Raw genomic sequence first — 21554 nt, 5'->3', positions numbered from 1 at the left:
GTCCGTTATTCGCGGGTCAGATCGCGGTCGGGCTGTTGGCCGAAACGGTCAGGTCGATGGTCACATGGCCTTGCGGCGGCCCGAAGCGCACGAAGGCTTCGCCGATCGTGGCGAAGACCGGCGCGGCGTCACCGCGCAGCTTGGTGCAGAAGTTCTTCGCCTTGTCGAAGACGCCGGACGTCTTGAGGAAATCGATGCAGCCATAGATCTCGTCCATGTGCTGATCGATGCCGAGCGTATAGAGCGAGAACTGCGCTGCCGCGGGCTGGCCGGAGACGCCGGCCGAGGAGACCGCAGCGAGGGCCTGGGCCTTGCGCTCCTCGAGAGGGGCCAGCGGGCCGGTCATTTCCGGAACTGCGCAGATCGGGTCGTCAGGCTCGCCGGGGCATCCGCGAGAGATCGTCGCGTGAAGGACGCAATGCTTGCCGCTGCTGGCAGCCTCGACGAAGAGGTCGCGCATGGCGGCGAAGACGATGTCAGGCGTGCCGACGATCAGGGTCGAGATGTCGTCGGTCTCGATCCTGAGGCGATCGCGGTAGGGATCGAACGCCTTCAACGAGCCGAGAATGACACCGACGAAATCGTCGGACATGGGGTATAGGGAAATTTGCGCGCCGGAAAACATCGCTTGAACCTCGCTCCGCTGGCATTATCCAGATCAGCTTGAGGGTCCACGATCTTGGCGACCGTATCTCAGCCCCGGCATTACGGAGCACCCCTGTCTGCGCAAGTGATAGATCACCGGTGGGGTGATGTGCAAGCGGGTTTGTTTCAGATGTCATCGAAATGACGTATCAGGTGGCGTTGTTGCGCCGAACATTTGTTTAAAAACAATCTCTTCTAGTCATTTCATCATGTGAAATGCCATGAGGTTCAGTTTTTGGGTACGCCTTCCGGCCGCAATGCCTTTTTCAGCGCAGCGATACGGAAAATGGCATTGGCCGCGCCATAACCTTGGTAGCCCTTGCGTTCGATGATCTCGAAGAAGAAGCCTTCGCCATAGGTGGTGCTGTAGAGCTGGAAATATTCGCCGTGCTCGTCCCTGTCATAAAGAATATTCCCGGTTTTCAGCTGCTCGGTGAGGTCCGGATCGAGGCCAAAGCGGGCTTCAACGTCGCCATAATAATTCGGGGAGATCGGTAGCGTTTTGAACCCGTTATCTCGAAGAGTTCGTGCAGTGGTGAAAATATCGTCGGTGCGGAAGGCAAGATGCTGGACGCCGGAACCGAATTTCTCCGCGATGAAATGGCCGGCAAGCGTACGCCGGTTCTCCGCACCGTTGAGGGTGATGCGCAGCGCGCCGTCGGCGCTTTCCAGCACCTGGCTGCGAACCACGCCGGCCGGATCGATGATGTCCACCATCGGCGTCTTTTCGACGTCGAAGATCGAGCCGTAGAAAAGCAGCCAGGTCAGCATCTCGTCATAACCGACTGTCTGGGCGATGTGGTCGACCGCTTTGAGGCCTGCCGGCGCAGCCCCGGTGTCATCCAAGACCGGTTCGAAGTCGATTTCGGAAAAGCGGCCGAGGTCGCTCCTGTTATCGAGCAGGTAGATCAGTCCGCCGCCGACGCCGCGGATCGCGGGGATGGCGATTTCGCCTTCCGCTACGCTCTGTTCGAAGGGTTCTGCCCCGAGGGCAATCGCCCTAGCATAGGCCTCGCGCGCATCGCCGACGACCAGTGCAATGGCGTAGGCGGAGACGCCGTGGACGGCGAAGGTGGCGTTGGCGAAGCCCTCTTCGTCCGTATTGACGATGATGCGGATGTCGCCCTGGCCGAACAGGTCCACCCGCTTGCTGCGGTGCTTGGCGAGCCTGCGGAAGCCGAGGGTGTGCAGGATGCCGGTGAGGTCTGCGGCGTCCTTCGGATCGGCGGAGAATTCGACGAAGCCGACGCCGTTGACCTTGGCGCGGTCCGGCATGGAGGGCAGTTGCGACGCCGTGGATTGTGTGGCGCGGCGAACCTGATCGCCGAGATAGATGAGCGAGCGATGGCCGTCGGCGGCGATCGACCGCGTAGACCCGCCGCGGAACTGGTCGTTGAAGATTTCCAGCGAGTAATAGCCGTCATAACCCGTATCGGCGATCGCCGTGGTGAAGTCGGTGACGGGCAGGTCACCCTCGCCGGGCATGCTGCGGAAATGGCGGCTCCAATAGAGAAGATCCATCTCGATCTGCGGCGCATCGGCAAGCTGGACGATGAAGATCTTGTCCTTGGGGATGGAGCGGATCGAGTTGACGTCGATCCGGCGGGAGAGCGTGTGGAAGCTGTCGAGGATCAGGCCGATATTGGGATGGTCCGCCCGGCGGACGATCTCCCAGGCGTCGCGGTGGTCGTGGATGTGGCGGCCCCAGGCGAGGGCTTCATAACCGACCCTGAGGCCGCGTTTTGCCGCCCGTTCCCCAAGTTCGTGAAAGTCTGCGGCAGCCCGGTCGATGCCGCCGAGCGAGACGGGCGAGACATTGGAACAGACGAGGACGAGATCGGTACCGAGTTCCTGCATGATGTCGAACTTGCGCTCGGCCCGATCGAACGTGCGGCTGCGATGCGGCTCCGGCATGCCTTCGAAATCACGGAAGGGCTGGAACAGGGTGATCTCCAGCCCGTGGTCACGGACCATGCGGCCGACATCCGCCGGGCTGCCGTCGAAGGCGAGGAAATCGTTTTCGAAGATTTCGACGCCGTGAAAACCCGCGCGGGCGATGGCTTCGAGCTTGTCCGGCAATTCGCCGCTGATGGAAACGGTCGCGATCGAGGTCTTCATGCGGGCTCCTTCACCGTTAGTGAGCCGTCGTCATCCTGTCGAAATGGTGGCGCATGCGCGTTACGTCGGGCTCATGTCCCGTCAGCAGCCGGAAGGCGCCGACGGCCTGGAACACAGCCATGCCGCCGCCAATTAGGGTTCGGCAACCGATGGCTCTCGCCTGCCGAAGAAGCTCGGTCTCCAGGGGGAAATAGACGATCTCAGCGACCCAATGATGCGGAGCCAGCAGCTCCGCCGGCAGAGGCAGGCCGGGATAATTTTCCATGCCGGTCGGCGTCGCGTGGATGAGTCCGGATGCCGCGCCCATGGCGCTTGCGAGGTCGTCTCCCGCGACAATCGTGGCTGCGGGAAATAGGCGGGACATGGCGGCGGCCAGCTGTTCGGATCGCTCATCGTCGCGGTCGAAGACGGTCAGGTGCCGGAGCCCGAGCGACAGGATCGCGTAGGCTGTCGCGACACCGGCGCCGCCGGCGCCGATCTGCACGGCAGCGGTCATATTGACGCCGGAAAGGCCGCCGCGAAAACTTTCGGCAAAGCCCCACCAGTCGGTGTTGTGGCCGTATCGCCTGCCATCCTTGAAAACGACGGTGTTGACCGCACCGATGGCGCGCGCTTCCGGCGACAGGTCATCGAGATGGGGAATGACGAGCTGCTTGCAGGGATGGGTGATGTTGAGGCCGACGAAACCGCGCGCCTCGGCATCATCCAGCAAGCGGGGAAGCGCATCCGGTGATAGATTCCGGGCGGCGAGATCGATGAGTTCGTAAGCGTAGGAAAAGCCCTGTGCCCTGCCTTCTTCCATGTGCATTGCCGGTGTGAGCGATGCCCGGATGCCGGTGCCGATCAGGCCGGCCATCAGGGGCTTTACCAATGTATCGGCCATCGAGAATGCCTCATGATTGACGGATGAGCCGGCCTCGTGAAGGGCCGGCGATTGTGGTTCACTTGCGGGCTGCTTCCAGCTCCTTGAAGAGAAGCGTGACGGTGTCCTGGCCGATATCCGGCGTGAACTTCTCGATCAGCGGCTTCACGGCATCGCGCAGTTTCTGGAGTTCTTCCGGCGAGAGCTCGGTGACCTGCATGCCGGTCGCCTTGATCTCCTCAAGCGCCTTCACCTCGGCCTCGCGGGATGTTGTGCGCTGGAAATCACGCGCCTCGACGGCAGCGTCCTGCAGTATCTGCTGTTCCTCGCCGTTCAGCTGGTCCCAGTACGGCTTGCTGATCAGCACGATCTGCGGGTTGTACTGGTGGCGGGTGACGGTCAGGTATTTCTGCACTTCGAAGAATTTTGCATTGAGGATGTTGGCATAGGGATTTTCCTGTCCGTCCACCGCGCCGGTTTCCAACGCCGGGTAAAGCTCGGGATAGGGCATGGGCACGGCATTGGCGCCGAGCGAGCTGAACAGCGCGATCGGGATCGGCGATTGAAGCGTGCGGATCTTCAGGCCCTTGATGTCCTCCAGCTTGGCGATCAGCCGGCGGTCGTTGGTGACGTTGCGGAAGCCGAGTTCCCAATAGGCCAGGCCGACGAGACCGAACGGCGGCAGCTTGTCGGCAAGGCTCTTGCCGAATGGCCCGTCCATGACCTTGTCCGCCTCTTCGCCGCTGTCGAACAGGAAGGGCAGGTCGACGGCGCCGAAGGACTTGCTGAGGCTCGCCATGATCCCGGCATTCAGCACCAGCATTTCCACCGTGCCGCCCTGCAGCGAGGCGACCGTCTGAAGGTCGCCGCCAAGCGCGCCGCCCGGGAAGAGGTTTACGACCATCTTGCCGCCGCTCTTCTCCTTGACGATCTCGGCGAATTTTTCCATGCCGGTGACCTGCGGATGCCCCTTGCTGTTGGCGGCCGCGAATTTCAGCGTGTGCTGCCGGATCTCGGCGAGCGCGCTGCCGCTGCCGGCCAGCAATGGAATGGTTGCGGCGAGCGCCGCTATCATCAATCTCTTCAGCATCTTGTCCTCCTCCCAAAGGAACGGTGAGCGCAACGGTCATCGCTGTGCCCGTCAACTGCGTCTCTTCTGCCTGCCTTTCGTCGATCCAACCCCGGAACCTCCATTCCAGGTGCCTTCTGCCTCCTGTCCGTGAAGCTGCGCATGCGCTCCAGATCCGCAATCCTCCAATCGCGTCGGACGGTCACATCAAAATGTACGAACCGGTGAGTATGTCAAGAAAATCCGCAAAAGCTGGACTTGCGGCTGTTGCTTCGGTCAGATGGACAAGAGGCGGAGAAGGCGGAAGCGATTCCGTGACAGCATGATAGAGGTCAGCATGTCGGCGAGGTCTGCAAGCACGAGGAAAAACGATCCGGAGCGGACCAAGGCCGATATTCTGGACGTCGCCACGGAGGAGTTTGCCGCCAACGGCCTGACCGGAGGGCGCGTCGACGCGATTGCGGAAAAGACCCGCACGTCGAAGCGGATGATCTACTATTATTTCGGCAGCAAGGAAGCGCTCTATCTCGCCGTGCTGGAGCGATCCTACCGGGCCATCCGCAGCCTTGAAGCCGATCTCAAACTTTCCGATCTGCCGGCGGACGAAGCGTTGCGGGTTCTGGTTTCGACGACTTTCGACCACGACGAGGCCCATCCGGATTTCATCCGCCTCGTCAGTGTCGAGAACATCAACAATGCCGTGCACATGCAGCGCTCGGAAGAAATCCGCGATCTCAACGTCTCGATCATCAACACGCTGGACGACATCATCGCCCGTGGCGTCAAGGAAGGCGTCTTTCAGCGCCGGCCGGAAGCGCTTGACGTGCATATGCTCATCAGCGCCTTCTGCTTTTTCAGGGTATCGAACCGCCACACGTTCGGCACGATCTTTCGGCTCGACCTGTCCGAGCCGGCCTTGATGTCGCGCCACCGCCAGATGATTGCCGATGCTGTGCTGAGCTATCTCATGACGCCCGAGGGAAAGTAGGCGGTTAGCGGCTGCTGTCGTCGCCGTCTTTGCCTTCACCGACCGTTGCGGCGGGCCGCGAGCGCATGGCGCCCTTCTTGTTACGCTCCATCGTCATCCGATACTGGTAGCGATCGGTGCGGTAGAGGATGCGGATGAACTCGACCGGTTTGCCGGCCGTGTCGAAGACGGTACGGGCGATGGCGAGAAGAGGTGTGCCGACCTGGACGCCGAGCGCCTGGGCGATCTTCGGGTCCGCAAGCGAGGCGCTGAAGGCCTGCTGCGCGCTGCCGATCCTGATGCCGTTCTTTTCCAGAAGCCCCATGAGCGAGCCGGAATTCATGTCCTCTTCGGTGAAATTGCGCCCGATATGGCCGGGCACGAAGCTGACGAGGTAGGAGAAGGGTTCGCCATTGTAGCTGCGCACGCGTACAGCGCGCTGGACGAGCTCGCTCGAGCCCACCTGCAATTCCTGCTGCGCGTCGCTGGGCGGCAGCACGAAGCCGAATTCCAGCACCTGCGCCCTGGTGCGTACGCCCATGTCGAACAGGTTTTCCAGAAGGCCGTCGATATTGGCGGGCACGGTGGAAGCCAGTTCGCGGTTGACGATGCGTGTGCCTGCGCCGCGCCGTCTCTCGACCAGTCCCTGCTGCGCCAGATCGTTGATGGCGCGCGCGACGGTGATACGCGAGACATCGAATTCGCGGGCGAGTTCCATCTCGGCCGGAAGCGTGCCCTTCTGCCCGTAATAGCCCTGCTCGATCCGCTCGCGCAGCACGAGATGCACCTGGTGATAGAGCGGGGTGGGGATATCTGCCGGCGAGCGAACGAGCGGCGTATTCGCGATGGGGCCGTCTGTCATGTCAAAATCCTTCCCCTTTGACGCCACGGGCAAAGCCGGCAGCAGGGATCACATCAACCGCAACAACACCTGGAAAGCCGCTGGCAGATCAGGGTTGAGGACACGAATAGCACTTTCTTCCGTCACGCCGTCCAGTGCTTCTTGGGGGATACCCTGTGCACAAACGTCTCGACGGTCCGGCGCCGCATGGGCGGCTGGCGGGCCGCGACGGTAGTATACACGTTTCCGTGATGCCTTGCCGATACGTCGATTGTCCACCTATGGATTGCATCCACGACCGCCTCAATCGTTCTTTGCGGCAGCGTGCCAGGGCGTCAGGTAGCGTCGCATCATGACGACAAGGAAGTAGAGGATCAGGCCGAGCGCCGTCAGGATGAAGATGACGCCGAACATGGACTGCACGTCGAAGGCGTTGAGCGTCGACACCGCGAGGTAGCCGAGGCCCTGGCTGCCGCCGAGATATTCGCCGACGATCGCGCCGATCGTCGCGAGCACGATGCCGACTTCCATGCCGGTCAGGATGAAGGGCAGGGCGCTCGGCAGTTCGACATCACGGAAGGTCTGCCAGCGGCTGGCATTCAACGCCAGCATCACGTCGCGATGGCCGGTCTCCACCGATTTGATGCCGAGGATCGTGTTGGTCATGATCGGGAAGAAGGAGATGACGGCGGCAAGCACGATCTTCGACGTCACGCCGAAGCCGAACCAGACGATGAAGAGCGGAATGAGCGCCACCTTGGGCATGACCTGCAGGCCGACGATCAGCGGATTGAGCGTTTGTTCGAGCCAGCGGATCTTGCCGAGAAGTCCGCCGAAGACGATGCCGATGATGACGGCGATGATGAAGCCGGCGACGATCTCGTAGAGCGTGATCAGCGTGTGCTGCCATGTGCGCGGATCACTCAGCAGCTTGACGATCGCCTTGCCGACTGCAAGCGGTGAGGGAAGGATGAAGGGCGAGACGGAGAAGATCGTCACATAGGCATGCCAGATGGCGATGAGGGCGATCAGGACCAGTGGCGTGGCGAACCAGGCGGCGTTGTTCTTGGACATGGGAGCCTCTTCTCTGTTCAGGCAAAGGAGTCGAGGCGCTTGCGCAGCTCGAGTTCGTGGGCCTGGAATTCGGGCGTCGACTGGTCGTAGCTGCTGCGCGGCCGGGCGATCGAGATGTCGCGGATGGTGTCCATCTTGCCCGGACGCGGCGAGAGCAGCAGCACCCGGTCGGCGAGGAACACGGCTTCGCGGATCGAATGCGTGACGAGAACGACGGTGCAGCCGCTCTCCATCCAGATGCGCTGCAGCTCAAGATTCATCTGTTCGCGGGTCATGGCGTCGAGCGCGCCGAAGGGCTCGTCCATCAGGAGGATTTGCGGCCTGGTGCTGAGCGCGCGGGCGATCGCGGCGCGCTGGCGCATGCCGCCCGACAGTTCGCGCGGCCAGCGTTTCTCGAAACCCGTGATGCCGACCAGTTCGCAGAGCTCTGCCGCGCGGCGGCGGCGCTCCTCCTTGCCGACACCCCGGAGCTTGAGAGGAAGGGCGATATTGTCCTCGATCGTCATCCACGGGAACATGTTGGCGTCCTGGAAGACGACGCCGAGTTCCTGCATGACCTTGTCGTTGCGCCGGTTGCCGTTCCACAGCGGCTGGCCGTCGATCTCGACCGTGCCTTCGGTGGATTTCAGAAGGCCGGCGATGATGCGCATCAGGGTCGTCTTGCCGCAGCCGGAGGGGCCGAGCAGGACGAGGAACTCACCCTTGGCGATATCGAGATTGACGCCGGTCAGCGCCAGGACTGTACCCTTGTCCACACCGTAGCGCTGCTCGACCTTGGAAAGCCGGATGCCTGCGCCCTTGGCGCTTGTGGGGGCCGGATCGGCCAATGCTGCGTTGACTGTCATGCTCTTGTTCCATCCAACATGCTGCCCGCCTCCTTGATCGTGACGAGCTTTGCGAACCCGAAGGCCATGGCGGCAAGCGATGCTTCGTGCCGGGCCTCATCGAAGTCGGCACAGGCATCCGTGACGACGAAGGTCTTGTAGTCGCGCTGGCCGAGGTCGCGGACGGTGCTCTCAACGCACATCGAGGTGGTGACGCCGCTGACGAACACCCTGGCGATATTTCGCTCGGCCAGAAGGGCTTCGAGCCCCGTGCCGACAAGGGCGGAATAGCGGGTCTTGTCTATGACGATGTCATCCTCGGCGGGATGCACGATCTCCGACAGGCACTCGTCGCCGCTGCCGCGCCTCAACGCGCCGATCTTGGCGAGCCCGGGCCGGATGGAGGCGATCAGCTCGCCGCCATCCGAATAATCGGGCTCAAAGACCATGCGCGTCCAGATCACCGTTGCGCCGGCAGCGCGTGCCGTCGCCGCCAGCCCGTCGCAACGGATCGCCGCTTCCCGCATCGTGTCGATCGGCCGTCCCTGCTGCGCCATCGATCCCGTGGCATCGCAGAACGACACCTGCGGATCGATGACGATGAGGGCCGTGCCTGCGGTCCCGGACATCACGGGAACGCCAGCAGGCGCGCCGAGTCGTCGTAGAAGTTCTGGTCGGCAAGCTCCGGAATGAGGCCGGCCTTGACCATCAGGCCGTAGGCGGATGTCCATGCTTCCGCATTCGACTTCAGTTTTTCGGTCTCGGCCCGCTTGAGGTTCTTGGCGGCATACTGGAGGACGGCAAGTCCCTTGTCGTCGCGGGCGGCTTCGGCAAGCTGGTACTTGTCGTTCATCGAGGCGAGGATCGGGGCGACGTCCGTGGCACCGGCGATCGCGCCGACGGATTCATAGATGGCAGCCAGGAACTTGGCGATGACATCCTTCTTCTCGGCGAGCTGCGCCTTGGAAGTCATGTAGACCTGACCGGGGCAGCGGGCGATCTCGTCGGTCGACCAGGCGAGGACCGGCTCGTTGGTCGACTGCAGCTGGAAGGCTGTGTCGTTTGTGGCGATGAAGGCCGAGATACGGCCCTGCTTGATCAGCTGGAAGGCGGCGGGCGCGTTGCCCACGACCTCACGCTTGACCTCGTCCTTCGGGATGTCGCGAGCGGCCAGCATCATGTCCAGGAGGTTTTCGGTGGCGCCGGCTGCCGAAACGATGCCGATCGTCTTGCCCGCCATATCCTCCGGCTTTGCGATCGGCGCATCCTTGGAGCTGATGACGTAGAAGAGGTCGCGCTGGTAGATCTCGCCGACGGCGACGATCGAGGGATCGCGGGCATAGGCCTTGATCAGGTCGGTGCCGCCGGTACGCGAGACGAGCGCATTGCCGGCCGTCACCTGCTGGACGGCCATCGACGAGCCGCGTCCGCCTTCGACGGTCACGTCGAGTCCATGCTTCTTGAAGATACCGGCGCTGTCGGCATAGAGCGCCTCGGAAAAGCCGATGATGTAGCCGAAGGGCGTCAGGTAGGTCATCTTGACCATGTCCTGCGCCCGGGCGATGCCCGGCATGGCAGGAAGTGCAGCTCCCACCGCCAGAGCCTGGGCGCCGATGAGAAAATTGCGTCGGTTCAGTTCGAATGTGCTCATGTTACCCTCTTTATTGTCGTTGGTTCTTATGCGCACCGGGTCGGTTCTATTCGCCCGAATAGTCATGCAGCAGCCGGGCCGTCCGGTCGGTCGTCCAGCCGCGCTGATAGGAAAAGCCTCCGGTCACCTCGACTGTGCCGAGCACTGTGACTTCCTCGTCTTCGGCATCGAAGAATTCGATCTCACCGCGGCCGGGGCGGATCTCGCCCATCGAGACATTGGTGAAGGGAAGTTCGAACAGCTGCTCGACATCGGCAACGTCCGGGCCGGGGCTTGCGATATAGCGGTAGAGGAAAGTCGATCCGCCGTGGCCGGGAAGGCTTTTGACAACCTCGCCATCCTTGTCGAAGTCGATCGACATGCGCAGGACCGGGTGGCCGTGGCGGGTGACGGTTCCACCCAGCCGGTAGCTGCTTCCAGAGAATGCCGGATTGGTGGACTGGAAGCGGGTGCGATCGACGGAGGCGAGCCGTTTGCCCCAGCCGAAGATGGCGCCCATTCCGAGCGACCAGTCGCGATCGACCCAGACAAGCGCGCTGTAGCGGCCGATCCGATCACCGAACCGACAGTAGAAGCCGAGCACGCATTCATTGTAGGAGGACCGCGCGGGGTCGCGCCACATCTGTTCGGGATTGCCGGTGCTGACCTTGGCCATCTCGGCGATCATCACCCAGCCATCGCCGGTATCGAGCGGCTCCAGACCCGGCGGCAGGAAATGCGCGACGCGCGCCGGATCGGCGCGGAAATTGACGTGCAGCGCATCACAGCTGATGTGATGCGGAAGCGGCTCCACCAACGATGAACGACCGGACGCGGTGCGCGGCCATGACTGGCCCGCCCACGGCTTTTCAGCCTGCATATCACCCTCTGAAGTTCTTATTTGTTATATTGACATAACATTAACACAGGATGCTCGGTGCGCAACCGCGCCTTGCGGTTTTTTAAGCAGCTGAAGTCGGCAATCCGGCCGCCAGCTCCGCCTTCAGAACCTTGCCTGCGCTGTTGCGCGGCAGGTCGTCGACCCGGAAGAATGCCTTCGGCAGCTTGTAGGGCGCCAGCCTTTCCGCGCACCACAGCTTGAGATCCGTATCATCGACCGGCTCGGCTGCTACGATGAAGGCTGCAACCTCCTCGCCCAGCCGCTGCGATGCCCATCCCACCACGGCGGCTTCCGAAATGGAAGGGTGTTCGCGCAGGATCGTTTCGATCTCGCCCGGATAGATATTGACCCCGCCGCGGATGATCATGTCCTTTGCGCGACCGCGCAGGATGACGTGTCCGGCTTCGTCGATCTCGGCAAGGTCGCCCGGATAGAACCAGCCGTCGCGGAAGGTTTCCCGGTCGATATCCTCGTCGCGAAAATAACCGGTTGCGACGCCGGGGCCGCGATAGCGAAAACGGCCGATCTCGCCTGCCGGGAGAGGCGCGTGATCGTTGTCCACGACCTCCACTTCTACGCCAAAGACCGGACGTCCGACAGCGTTCGGCTGCAGGCGGCGCGTGTCGGGTGTCGCAAGCGATATTCCGCCGCCTTCCGTCGAGGCATAGTATTCCACGAAATTTGTGCAGAGTTTCGAGATCGCGACGCGCTCGTCGCCATCGAGTGGCGCGCCGCTGGATATCAGCAGCCGCAGCTTGCCGACCGGCGCGAGGCTGGCGATGTTCTGGGTGAGCAGCTTCCGCAACTGCGTCGGTACGAGGAATGTACTGGTCGCGGAAACACGGTCGAGTTCCGCGCAGAGATCGGCGGCATCGAATGGCGGCGGAAAGAGGATGACGGTGCCGCCGGAAAAGAGCACGGACATTGCAAAAGTCCGTCCGCCGCCGAAATAGAGCGGGGTCGCCGAGACATAGCGATCGGTGCTGTTGAGGCCGAGATTGATCCAGTGCGTCCAGAAGCGCCGCAGCATCTGCGTGTGGGTGATGCGCGGCCCCTTGGGGCGGCCCGTCGTGCCGGAAGACAGTGACAGGAGAAGGGGAATGTCATCGCCGGGCAGGATTGCGCCGGCGGCATCCGTCTCTTCGGGCAGCGCGTCCCAGGCGAGCATCTGCAGGTCGCCAACCGGATCGCTGTCCGACTCCACCAGAATGAACCTTGTTTCGAAATGCGCGGCGACGCGCAGCTTTTCCGCTTCGGTCCAGCGCACGTCCATGGGCAGGATGACTGCGCCGATGCGGGCGAGCGCATAGAGAAAGATCAGGTGTTCGGCGCTGTCCTTGAGACAGAGGCCGATAATGTCTTCGCGGCCCACGCCGGCGGTCTGCAGCCGCGCGGCGGCGGTAGCTATCGCTCCCGCCAGTTCGCGGTAGGTCAGCCGGCGGTCGCCCTCGATGATCGCGATGTGATCGGGCCGCGCCTTGGCGTTGATCTCGATGGCTTCGGCGAGGTTCATTTCGCGTCGAGCCCGTAGATGCGGATCACGTTGTCGCGCAGGAATTTCTGCTTCGGCCCCGGGCGCAGGTTGAGTTCGTCGATCTGGCGCATCGTCTCGCCGAAATCGAGGACCGGGAAATCGGTGCCGAAGATCACCTTATCCTGCCCGTAGGTGTTGATGTAATGGATGAAAGATTGCGGCCAGTAGCGCGGCGCATGGGCGTCCGAGCCGATGAAGACATTCTCGTGCTTCCAGGCCATGGCAATCATCTCTTCCGTCCACGGAATGCCGATATGGATGCCGATGAGCTTCAGTTCGGGAAAGTCGCAGGCGACGGCGTCGAGCGTGATCGGACGGCCGGTGCTGCGGCGGGGAAAGCTCTTGTCGTAGACGAGCGACTGCCCGACCTGCAGCTGGATCGGCACGTCGAGTTCGACGCATTTGGCATAGAAGGGATAGTAGCGGGCATGGTCGGGCGCGAGCTCGAACCAGTGGGGATAGGTATGTGCGCCGATGAAGCCGTATTCACGCACGAGCATTTCCAGTTCCCGGACGCCGCGCATGCCCTCGGTCGGGTCGACGCCAGCAAGGCCGAGAAAGCGGTCGGGATATTTCTGGACTGCGTCGACAACCAGCTTGTAGGGCACGTGGTAGCAGGCGCGGTGATCGGCCGGACCGACCTTGGCGGCGATCAGCATGGAGCGCTCGATGCCGGCCTCGTCCATGCGCCGGATCATGTTTTCGAGCGAGACGCCTTCGAATGTGCCCCGGTCGACCTTCACCTTGCCCGTGTAGAAATCATTGCGGTCCGGCCGGCCGGCAAGGGCCTCCTCGGTCCATATGTTGACGACTGCGTCGATCGCGCCCGTTCCCATATCGAAGTTCCCATTTTTGTTTATTGATATAACAATATGCACAGGCTTCACGACGACACAAGCGCATAAATTCAATCATAGCGCGCCGAATTTCCCGACGAATTCGAGCGAAATTTTATTTCTGAATGTTATATGAGTATGACATTTGAGATTGCTGTTGTCTGGAAAGACCGCCGCCTCCTCGCTGGAATGGCCATCTTTAGCGATCAGCTTGTGCGAGTGACGGGCGAGAGTCCATATGGCCGCCCGCTAATGTGTTTGAAGTGCCACACCGGTCTCTTGGCGACCGTCAATCGATCGGCTAGATCGGGAACAAAAGACAGTGTCAGGTATTTCTGACGTCAGGTCGCGTAGGGCGAGAGGCAAGATCGGTATGATCCCGGCATATGTGGGCGGCAGGCCCGGCGTGGACGCATCGCCCATCCGCGTGCTTCTTGCCGAAGACGAATTCCTCCTCAGGATGGATGCCGCCGACAATCTGCGGAGGATCGGCTGGGAAGTCATCGAGGTCTCTTCCGCCGACGAGGCGATGGATCTGCTGCGCTATGGCGTGAAATTCGATCTCCTGCTGACGGATATCGACATGCCGGGCCAGGCGAACGGCATCGATCTCGCCCGCCACGTCCGCACCCATCATCGGGGCATGAAGATTGCCATGATGACCGGCGATGCCCGCCAGGATGTGGATCAGCGCTTCTGCGACCTGTTTCTGAGAAAACCTGTCTGGAACGTCGCGGATACGCTTCGCGCGCTTTTTAAGGGAGAGCCTCATGCAGACGGAAACGGCTGAGACCATTCTGGTGGTGAGCAGCGACGCCCTGCAGCGGTCGGCAGTAGCGAAATATCTGCGCGAATGCGGATATCGGGTCATCGAGGCAACCGGTCTCGAAGATGCAAAGCTCAGCGTCGAGCATCACACGGTCGATGTTATCGTCTCGGACGTGGCGATGCGCGACGGCAGCGGCTTCGATCTCTCGACCCATGTCAGGAAACAGGGCGGTGAAGCGCAGGTCGTCCTGACCCAGTCGCTGAGCAGAACGGCGGAGGTGGCCGGTGACCTCTGCGAACAGGGGCCGCTGGATCAGCCCTATCATCCGCAGCAATTGCTCGATGAGATCAGGCGTTTGCGTGCGATGCGCAGCTAGGGCGAAATAGCCGGTCTTTCAACAGGCTTGCATGTGCCCCCAAAGGCAGTTTCGGCACGGCGGATCGGCGCGAAGCTGAGAAGTTTCATATGTAACGCGACGGCTAACTTTCAGAATATGAGGTTCGCTTTGGATGGCTCTGTTGCGCTCGACGCAACTGAGGTCGATTGCATGTCGCGCCCCCCATATTCGCCAGCAGTCGGACCGGCTGTGACGCATCGTCATAGCCTGAAGACACTCTGTCTCGTGGCCGCGGGAGGTGCCCTGGAATTCTATGACTTTGTAATATTCATCTTCGTTGCTGACTTCATCGCCACCCTGTTCTTCCCGCCACATCTGCCGGCCTGGCTGGTCTCGGTGCAGACATTCGGGATATTCGCGACGGGCTATCTTTTCCGCCCGCTTGGCGGTGTTGTTTTTGCACATTTCGGCGATCTTTTCGGGCGCAGGAACGTCTTTCTTTTTTCAATCCTCCTGATGGCAAGCTCGACCCTCTCCATGGCCTTTCTGCCGGATTATTCGGAGATCGGCATAGCCGCGCCGGTGATCCTGATGCTGCTTCGCATTCTTCAGGGCATCGCCATCGGAGGAGAGGTTCCAGGCGCATGGACCTTCGCGTCGGAGCATATCGCGCCGGAGCGCGTCGGCTTCGCCTGCGGCATCGTCGGCGCGGGTCTCGCGTTCGGCGTCTTTCTCGGCTCCGTGGTGATGGAGACCATCACCACCACGCTGTCGACCGAGGATATGCTCCACTTTGGCTGGCGATTGCCTTTTCTGCTTGGCGGCATGCTTGGGGTCATAGCCGTATATCTGCGAAGGATGCTGCACGAAACGCCCGTCTTCATGGCGCTTCGGGCACATCGCTCGCTCATTCCCGAGCCGCCTCTCCGGACCGTGCTGAAGCATTACAGGGGCGGCATCGTCATATCCGTCTTGTGTACGTGGGTGGTGGCGGCATGCGTGCTGACGCTGTCGCTGCTCATGCCGACCATCCTGCAGAAACTGCACTATATCGGCCGTCTGGAGACCTTGACGATCACCAGCATCAGCGCCGCCTTCAGGATGCTGGCGGTGATCCTCGCCGGTATTGCCGTCGACTATGCCGGGCCGGCGAGCGTCTTTATCGTGGGAGGAGGGCTTCTGGCTGCGGGCGCCTGCGCCCTCGCGACGCTTGAAAGCACCGGGATGAACTATCTCTGCATCGTGAGTGCGGTCATCGGATTATCCGGTGCGGTCGCGACGGCGGTACCCGTCGTGATGATACGGTCATTCCCGCCGCAGGTCAGGTTCAGTGGCGTCTCGTTCTCCTACACTGTCTCCTACGCGGTATTCGGCGGAGCCTTGCCTCTGTGCATGGCGGCGCTATCCGAGGACAATGCGCTGGCGCATGTCTATTTTCTCCTATGCGTCAGTGCAGGCGCCGTCATCATAGGCATCTATCTGTGGTTCTCGCCGGCGATCATAAGATATCGTCGCCATAACGAGGATGGCGAACCGACCACTTCCGGCGACGAATAGGCACTTGGCCCTGGTCAGCCCCGATCCGAGCATCTCCGTCGTTTGCCGATTGCTGAAATCTGTCCCCGCGCTTAAAGCTGGACGACCGACAGACGGGGAGACAGCATGACCGAAGGCCGATACTTTTCTTCCGTGGGCGGCCTGCCGCCGCAGACGCAACTTCTATCCAGCAAGGCCGTGTTCAAGACCGCCTATGCCGTGATCCCGAAGACGGTAATGAGCGATATCGTCACCAGTGTGCTTCCGCATTGGGAAAAGTCGCGTGCCTGGATCATCTCGCGCCCGTTGAGCGGCTTTGCCGAGACTTTCGCTCAATATATCATGGAGGTTCTTCCCGGCGGCGGCAGCGCCCGTCCGGAACCGGACGCGCGTGCCGAGGCGGCGATTTTCGTCGTCGCGGGCGGCTGCACGATTACGCTCGATGGCAAGGCTCACCAGCTTCGCGAAGGCTCGTTCGCGTTTCTGCCGGCGGGATCGAGCTGGAGCCTCGCCAACCCCACCCAGGGTGCCTGCCGCTTTCACTGGGTCCGCAAGGCATTCAAGGTCGTAGAGGGGCTGGATGCGCCGCCGGCGATCTTCACCCATGAGGATGAATGCGTGCTCAACCCGATGCCGGATACCGAGGGCCGCTGGGCAACGACCCGCTTCATCGATCCGTCCGACGTGCGCTACGACATGCATCTCAACATCGTCACCTTCGAGCCAGGCGCCGTCATTCCATTCATGGAGACGCATATCATGGAGCATGGCCTCTATGTGCTCGAAGGCCGCGCGGTTTATCGCCTCAACGAGGACTGGGTCGAGGTCGAGGCGGGCGACTACATGTGGCTGCGCTCGTTCTGCCCCCAGGCATGTTACGCCGGCGGACCGGGCCGCTTCCGCTACCTCCTCTACAAGGACGTCAACCGTCACGCCGACCTCTGGTAATCTCCAAGTCGCGCCAGGCGGCGTTCAGGCCAGTCGCGGTTTTCCCCTGCGGAGTGCTTCCAGGGCATGGATATAGTTTGGTCCCATGGCCGAGATATGTGCCCGCAGGATCGAGCATAGCTTGCTAGGGTCGCGTGCTTTTACGGCTTCGGCCATCTGTTGGTGTTCTTCGTAGGTCATTCGACGATGCAGCTTGAGCTCGTCGGAAAGATGGGCGCGAAGGGCAGCGATACGGCCCGCCGCGATGTCGTATGCTTCGGCGAACAGATAATTATGGCTGTGCTCGAAGAAGGCGTTGTGGAAATCGCCATCCGCCCGGGCGTATAGCAGAGCGTCGTCCGCCTCGCGCGCCCGGACCATGTCCTCCAGAGCTTTGACCATGGCGTCGTGGAGCCCGCCGGGTGCATGTTTCACGGCCAGACGCGCCGCCCGCAGCTCGATATTCATGCGGTATTCCACCAGAAGGCGAATGTCTTCGCGACTGGGCTGAAAGACGAAGCTGCCGCGGCGCGGCAGGATCACTATGAGGCCCTGGAGTTGCAGGATCGCAAGCGCTTCACGAACGGGCGTGCGGCTTACATCCATGGCGGTGGCGATCTTGTCTTCCGAGAGCGCTTCGCCGAGCGCGAGTTCGCGGGCAAGGATCGCCGCCTTGATGCGGTCGGCGACGGTTGCGGCAAGCGACTGGGGGCGGCTGATCGGGCTTTTCTTCATCTGTTGTCTATCGTTCCCCTGTCTGTCCGGTCTGTGCCTGCCCGTTGTAGCCCATCATCCGGTGGGACTTCGCGGGGCCATTCCAAGTCAGTTCATCAGAACGATCTTGGCGGCGCTCGTATCACCTCTGTCGAGATCGGCGAAAGCCTTCGCGCCCTCGGCCATCGGTCGGGTCTCGACCCAGTTCAGCGGGCCGAGGCGATTGGAGGCGAGCAAGGCCACGGTTTCCCTGAAATCCGTCATCGAATAGCAGTAGGAGCCGACGAAGGCGATCTCGGCCAGCGTCATCCTTCTGACGTCGACCCCCTCGGATCCGGGCAGAAGCCCCAGATGGACGATGGTGGCGCCTCGCCGGGCCAGCCTGAAGGCAGCCTCCCGGGTCGCCCTGGCGCCGACAGCATCGAAAATCAGATCCGCGGAGGCAGGCTCAATCTGAGCTTCGCCAAGCGGATCATAGGCGACGATTGCATCGGAGGCGGCCTGGGCCGTCGCGCGCCGCGTAGCGCTCGTTTCACCCAGCATGACAGTCGCAGCACCCTGAGTTATCGCGACCAGCGCCGTTGCCAGTCCGATCGCGCCGCCTCCCAGAACGACGACCCTGGCGGCCGATAGAGGACGTCGCAGGTTACGCATTCCGATCTGCACTGCGTGATAGGCGACCGCCACAGGCTCGGACAAGGCTGCCGTCGGGAAATCCATATGGTCCGGGATTTCGACGAGGCTGGTTCCCGGCACAACGATCCTGTCGGCGAAGCCGCCCGCATGCGGCGGCAGGCCGATATTGCGTTGCTCCTCGCAGAGTTGCGGTGCCCCGGACAGGCATTCGTTGCAGCGGCCGCAGGTGAGAAGCGGGTTGATGGTCACGCGCCGCCCCGCGCTGGGGCCGCTCTCCAGCACGCCTGCCATCTCGTGGCCCATGATCATCGGTGGAACGCGGCGCGGATCGTGTCCGTGATAGCCGTGCATGTCCGAACCGCAGATGCCGCAGGCATGGACCTTAACGATCACGCCACCGGAGGCTGCTTCCGGTTCGGGGACGTCGCGGTACCCCATGCTTTCCTTGCCCAAATACACGAGCGCTTTCATTTATTCCTCCTCGAAAAATATGGACAAAACTGCTCTCTGAGGTACTGTATGTCAACAAGTCGCTGCGCTGCCTGGAGGGGATTGGCTGCGTGTCTGTCTGCAGAACGATTTTGGGAGGAACCGGAGTGAGCCGTCTTTATTCGCTTTCCTACATGACGGTGGAGGTCAGTCCGCCGAGGATGATCGAGTTGGCGGCCGAGGCCAGCTATGATCTGGCCGGCGTGCGGATGATGCCGGCGGTCGCAGGCGGGCAGGCCTTTCCGCTGATGGACGATCCGACCATGCTGCGCGAGACGATGCGGCGCATCGCCGACACCGGCGTCGGCGTTCTGGATGTCGAAATCGCGCGGATAGACGGGGTCAACACCGTCGACCTGTGGCTGCCCATGCTGGAAGCTTCGGCCGAGATCGGCGCGCAGACCATCGTCGTGGCGGGCGACGACCCGGACGAGAAGCGCCTCACCGAGACATTCGGGGCTCTTTGCGATGCGGCCGCTCCGTTTGGCCTAAGCGTCAACCTCGAATTCACACCCTGGACGGCGCTCAACAACGCTGCCGCGGCACGGCGCGTGGTTTCCGATGCGGGGCGGGAAAATGGTGAACTCCTGATCGACCTCATACACGTGGCCCGTTCGGCGACGTCGCTTGCCGATATCGCGGCGATCGAACCCGGGCGAATGCGCTATTTCCAGATCTGCGATGCGCCTGCCGGAATACCGACGGAGAGGGAAGAGCTGTTGTTCACCGCCCGCCAGGAGCGGCTTCTGCCCGGCGAAGGTGGCGTGGATGTCACGGGCATGGTGAAGGCACTCCCCCGGGACCTGATCGTCAGCATAGAGATACCGAGCCATTCAAGGCTTGCTGCGATGGGGCCGTCGGCCTGGAGCCGACACGCGTTGCAGACCTGCCGGCATTTCATGGAGGGCATTGATGCCTCAAGACAGGAGGCAGGGGCCGATGAGCGCGTTTAAACCGGACCTCACACCGCCGTTCGACTGCGCATTGCTCGACCGGTTGATGGAGGAAAAGGACTTCGACGTGCTGCTCGTCTCCTCGAAGCACAACATTCAGTATCTGCTCGGCGGCTATCGCTTCTTCATGTTCGACTACATGGATGCGACGGGGCTCAGCCGGTATCTGCCGATCCTGATCTATGTCAGGGGACGTCCCGATCTTGCCGCCTATATCGGCAATCCGAACGAAGGTTACGAGCGCGATCTCGATCGCCTGTGGCCGGGCAATCTCATGCTGAAAGCACGCGGTTCAACCGATGCCATGCACTATTGCATCGAGACGCTCGTCGCCTCTGGGGCCAAGATGTCTTCGATCGGGGCGGAGCTGGGTTTCCTGCCTGCGGACGCGTTCGAGGTCCTTCGCTCGAACCTGCCGAACGCTACAATTGCGGACTGCGTCGAGACGCTTGAGGCCCTGCGCGCAGTCAAGACCGGAACCGAACTTGCAGATCTCAGAGAGGCATCCGAGAGGGTGGTCGACGCCATGCTGGCGACCTTCTCCCGCATCGTGCCGGGCCAGACGAAGCAGGATGTCGTCGAAATCCTTCGCCGTGAGGAAGTCGAGCGCGGCTTGTTGTTTGAATACTGTCTCATCACGGCCGGGAAAAGCCTGAACCGCGCTCCCTCCGAACAGCGGCTTGCGGCAGGCGATATCATCTCGCTCGATTCAGGCGGCAATTATCGCGGCTATATCGGCGATCTGTGCCGGATGGGGATCGTCGGCGAACCGTCGCTGGAGCTTCAGGACGTGCTGGCTGAAATCGACCGGATCCAGAAGGCCGCGAGAGTGCCTATTCGCAACGGTGCAATCGGTGGAGACATATTTTCGGCGGTTGCCCCCTTGATGTCGAAAGAGAGGGAAGGGCGATTGAGCTTCGTCGCGCATGGTATGGGGCTGATATCCCACGAAGCGCCGAGGCTTCTCGACGACGGGCCCATTCCATATCCCGCGTCGCACCGGTCAACGCCGCTGGAGAGCGGGATGGTTTTGTCGATTGAAACCACCTGGCAGCATCCGCGCCTCGGGTTCATCAAGCTGGAGGATACCGTGGCCGTGACGGACGAGGGCTGCGAGGCCTATGGCGATGTCGGTCGCGGCTGGAACCGCTGCGGCTGCGAGGCCGGGCCGTTTTCGCGCTAGTCCAGAAGCGGGCCGATGTGATCCAGTTTTGCGCTGCGCGCCGCACGGCCTCCCGTCACCCTCGCGGGGCCTTCATCGAGGCCGTATCGCTCCGCCATCATCAGGATGTGAGTGCCGAGATAGTCCAGCGCTTCGGCGATACGATCGGCTTCCAGCAGTTTCACGATGGCCAGGTGTTCGGCGCTCGCCTTGTCGCGGCTCGGAAGGGTCGAGCGGTGAGAGCGAAGGGCCGCAACCTTGCTGGATACGAGGCGGTAGGCATTGACGAGATAAGGGTTGCCGCAGTTGTCCAGGGAGGCGTCGTGAAACCGATCGTCGGCGCGCGCGCTGCCCAGATTGTCGCCGGCCTCGAAGGCGACAAGCATGTCTTCGGCCGCCGCGCGCATGGCGCTGAGCGTTTCTTCCCGCTTGCGCTCCATGGCCAGACGCAACGCCTCGAGCTCGACGGTCTTGCGGAACTCGCAGAGGTTCTGGGTGTCCTCCCGCGTCGGCAGGAAGACGAAGCTGCCGCGCTGCGGCCGCACGTCGATCAGTCCCTGCTGTTCGAGCGTCGCAATCGCTTCCTTCACCGGACTGCGGCTGACGCCGAGCGTCGTGGCGAGCTTGTCCTCCGACAGGGCGTCGCCGAGTTCGAGTTCGCCGTCGATGATCGCCCGGCGGAGTCGCTCGGTCACGCGGGCACCCAGCGAAGATCTTGGTCTTGAATCCA

At 62.0% G+C, this 21554-nt stretch carries 22 protein-coding genes and 1 riboswitch; of the genes, 7 read left to right on the top strand and 15 right to left on the bottom strand.

Annotation, left to right across the window (positions count from 1 at the left end):
* Nucleotides 1–16: 16 nt before the first annotated feature.
* The 4 genes from BM216_RS14055 to BM216_RS14040 form a co-directional block, all read right to left on the bottom strand.
* A complete protein-coding gene (locus BM216_RS14055) occupies nt 17–625 on the bottom strand; it encodes a YkoF family thiamine/hydroxymethylpyrimidine-binding protein (protein WP_092999826.1) in 609 nt (202 codons plus the stop codon).
* Nucleotides 619–730: riboswitch (TPP riboswitch) on the bottom strand. Its footprint overlaps the gene before it by 7 nt.
* A gap of 143 nt (nt 731–873) precedes the next feature.
* Nucleotides 874–2763 carry a bifunctional sugar phosphate isomerase/epimerase/4-hydroxyphenylpyruvate dioxygenase family protein gene (locus BM216_RS14050; protein ID WP_092999825.1) on the bottom strand — a complete coding sequence of 630 codons (1890 nt, stop codon included), beginning with the start codon at nt 2761–2763 and terminating at the stop codon, nt 874–876.
* Nucleotides 2764–2779: 16 nt separating this feature from the next.
* Nucleotides 2780–3646, bottom strand: a complete 867-nt coding sequence (locus tag BM216_RS14045) for a shikimate dehydrogenase (protein WP_092999824.1) — start codon at nt 3644–3646, stop codon at nt 2780–2782.
* A 58-nt stretch (nt 3647–3704) separates the two neighbouring features.
* Nucleotides 3705–4715 (bottom strand): TRAP transporter substrate-binding protein, encoded by a 1011-nt coding sequence (locus tag BM216_RS14040; protein ID WP_092999823.1) that lies wholly within the window; start codon nt 4713–4715, stop codon nt 3705–3707.
* A gap of 316 nt (nt 4716–5031) precedes the next feature.
* Here BM216_RS14040 and BM216_RS14035 point away from each other — a divergent pair, with 316 nt between their 5' ends.
* Entirely contained in the window at nt 5032–5682 is a 651-nt protein-coding gene (locus BM216_RS14035; protein WP_093000089.1) for a TetR/AcrR family transcriptional regulator, read from the top strand.
* Between the two features lie 4 nt (nt 5683–5686).
* Here BM216_RS14035 and BM216_RS14030 read toward each other — a convergent pair whose 3' ends face one another.
* From BM216_RS14030 to BM216_RS13995, 8 genes are all read right to left on the bottom strand, one after another.
* Entirely contained in the window at nt 5687–6523 is an 837-nt protein-coding gene (locus BM216_RS14030; RefSeq protein ID WP_092999822.1) for a GntR family transcriptional regulator, read from the bottom strand.
* 282 nt (nt 6524–6805) lie between these two features.
* Nucleotides 6806–7576, bottom strand: a complete 771-nt coding sequence (locus BM216_RS14025) for an ABC transporter permease (protein ID WP_092999821.1) — start codon at nt 7574–7576, stop codon at nt 6806–6808.
* A gap of 17 nt (nt 7577–7593) precedes the next feature.
* Nucleotides 7594–8421, bottom strand: coding sequence for an ABC transporter ATP-binding protein (locus BM216_RS14020; protein WP_092999820.1), 828 nt, complete (start codon nt 8419–8421; stop codon nt 7594–7596).
* Nucleotides 8418–9029, bottom strand: a complete 612-nt coding sequence (locus tag BM216_RS14015; protein ID WP_177230788.1) for a cysteine hydrolase family protein — start codon at nt 9027–9029, stop codon at nt 8418–8420. Before BM216_RS14015 ends, BM216_RS14020 begins: the two co-directional genes overlap by 4 nt.
* Complete coding sequence (locus BM216_RS14010; protein ID WP_177230787.1) at nt 9029–10051, bottom strand: ABC transporter substrate-binding protein; 1023 nt, start codon at nt 10049–10051, stop codon at nt 9029–9031. Before BM216_RS14010 ends, BM216_RS14015 begins: the two co-directional genes overlap by 1 nt.
* A gap of 46 nt (nt 10052–10097) precedes the next feature.
* Nucleotides 10098–10910, bottom strand: a complete 813-nt coding sequence (locus tag BM216_RS14005; protein ID WP_092999817.1) for an acetoacetate decarboxylase family protein — start codon at nt 10908–10910, stop codon at nt 10098–10100.
* Between the two features lie 82 nt (nt 10911–10992).
* A complete protein-coding gene (locus BM216_RS14000; protein ID WP_092999816.1) occupies nt 10993–12444 on the bottom strand; it encodes a class I adenylate-forming enzyme family protein in 1452 nt (483 codons plus the stop codon).
* Nucleotides 12441–13301, bottom strand: coding sequence for an amidohydrolase family protein (locus BM216_RS13995; protein WP_092999815.1), 861 nt, complete (start codon nt 13299–13301; stop codon nt 12441–12443). The genes BM216_RS14000 and BM216_RS13995 overlap by 4 nt, the downstream gene beginning before the upstream one ends.
* Nucleotides 13302–13707: 406 nt before the next feature.
* Here BM216_RS13995 and BM216_RS13990 point away from each other — a divergent pair, with 406 nt between their 5' ends.
* From BM216_RS13990 to BM216_RS13975, 4 genes are all read left to right on the top strand, one after another.
* Entirely contained in the window at nt 13708–14091 is a 384-nt protein-coding gene (locus tag BM216_RS13990) for a response regulator (protein ID WP_244530176.1), read from the top strand.
* Nucleotides 14072–14446 carry a response regulator gene (locus BM216_RS13985; RefSeq protein WP_092999813.1) on the top strand — a complete coding sequence of 125 codons (375 nt, stop codon included), beginning with the start codon at nt 14072–14074 and terminating at the stop codon, nt 14444–14446. Before BM216_RS13990 ends, BM216_RS13985 begins: the two co-directional genes overlap by 20 nt.
* Nucleotides 14447–14656: 210 nt before the next feature.
* Nucleotides 14657–15964 carry an MFS transporter gene (locus BM216_RS13980; RefSeq protein WP_244530175.1) on the top strand — a complete coding sequence of 436 codons (1308 nt, stop codon included), beginning with the start codon at nt 14657–14659 and terminating at the stop codon, nt 15962–15964.
* 105 nt (nt 15965–16069) lie between these two features.
* The gene (locus BM216_RS13975; RefSeq protein WP_092999812.1) at nt 16070–16891 is read left to right on the top strand and encodes a bifunctional allantoicase/(S)-ureidoglycine aminohydrolase; all 822 of its coding nucleotides are present in this window, start codon (nt 16070–16072) and stop codon (nt 16889–16891) included.
* Between the two features lie 24 nt (nt 16892–16915).
* Here BM216_RS13975 and BM216_RS13970 read toward each other — a convergent pair whose 3' ends face one another.
* Both BM216_RS13970 and BM216_RS13965 read right to left on the bottom strand, forming a co-directional pair.
* Nucleotides 16916–17605: a GntR family transcriptional regulator gene (locus BM216_RS13970; protein WP_092999811.1), complete on the bottom strand. Its 690-nt coding sequence runs from the start codon at nt 17603–17605 to the stop codon at nt 16916–16918.
* A gap of 87 nt (nt 17606–17692) precedes the next feature.
* Nucleotides 17693–18691: a zinc-dependent alcohol dehydrogenase gene (locus tag BM216_RS13965; protein WP_092999810.1), complete on the bottom strand. Its 999-nt coding sequence runs from the start codon at nt 18689–18691 to the stop codon at nt 17693–17695.
* Nucleotides 18692–18816: 125 nt separating this feature from the next.
* Between BM216_RS13965 and BM216_RS13960 the strand changes: the two genes are divergently transcribed.
* Both BM216_RS13960 and BM216_RS13955 read left to right on the top strand, forming a co-directional pair.
* On the top strand, nt 18817–19662 hold the full coding sequence (locus BM216_RS13960; protein ID WP_092999809.1) for a sugar phosphate isomerase/epimerase family protein: 846 nt from the start codon (nt 18817–18819) through the stop codon (nt 19660–19662).
* Nucleotides 19649–20845 carry a M24 family metallopeptidase gene (locus tag BM216_RS13955; RefSeq protein WP_092999808.1) on the top strand — a complete coding sequence of 399 codons (1197 nt, stop codon included), beginning with the start codon at nt 19649–19651 and terminating at the stop codon, nt 20843–20845. Before BM216_RS13960 ends, BM216_RS13955 begins: the two co-directional genes overlap by 14 nt.
* On the opposite strand, the gene BM216_RS13950 is transcribed toward BM216_RS13955, so the two are convergent.
* Nucleotides 20842–21519, bottom strand: a complete 678-nt coding sequence (locus BM216_RS13950) for a GntR family transcriptional regulator (protein ID WP_177230786.1) — start codon at nt 21517–21519, stop codon at nt 20842–20844. The two genes, BM216_RS13955 and BM216_RS13950, sit on opposite strands and share 4 nt — an antisense overlap.
* Between the last annotated feature and the right edge of the window lie 35 nt (nt 21520–21554).

Source organism: Rhizobium sp. NFR07 (assembly GCF_900111905.1).
Taxonomy (GTDB): Bacteria; Pseudomonadota; Alphaproteobacteria; order Rhizobiales; family Rhizobiaceae; genus Neorhizobium.
This window is presented reverse-complemented; position numbering and strand designations above follow the sequence as displayed.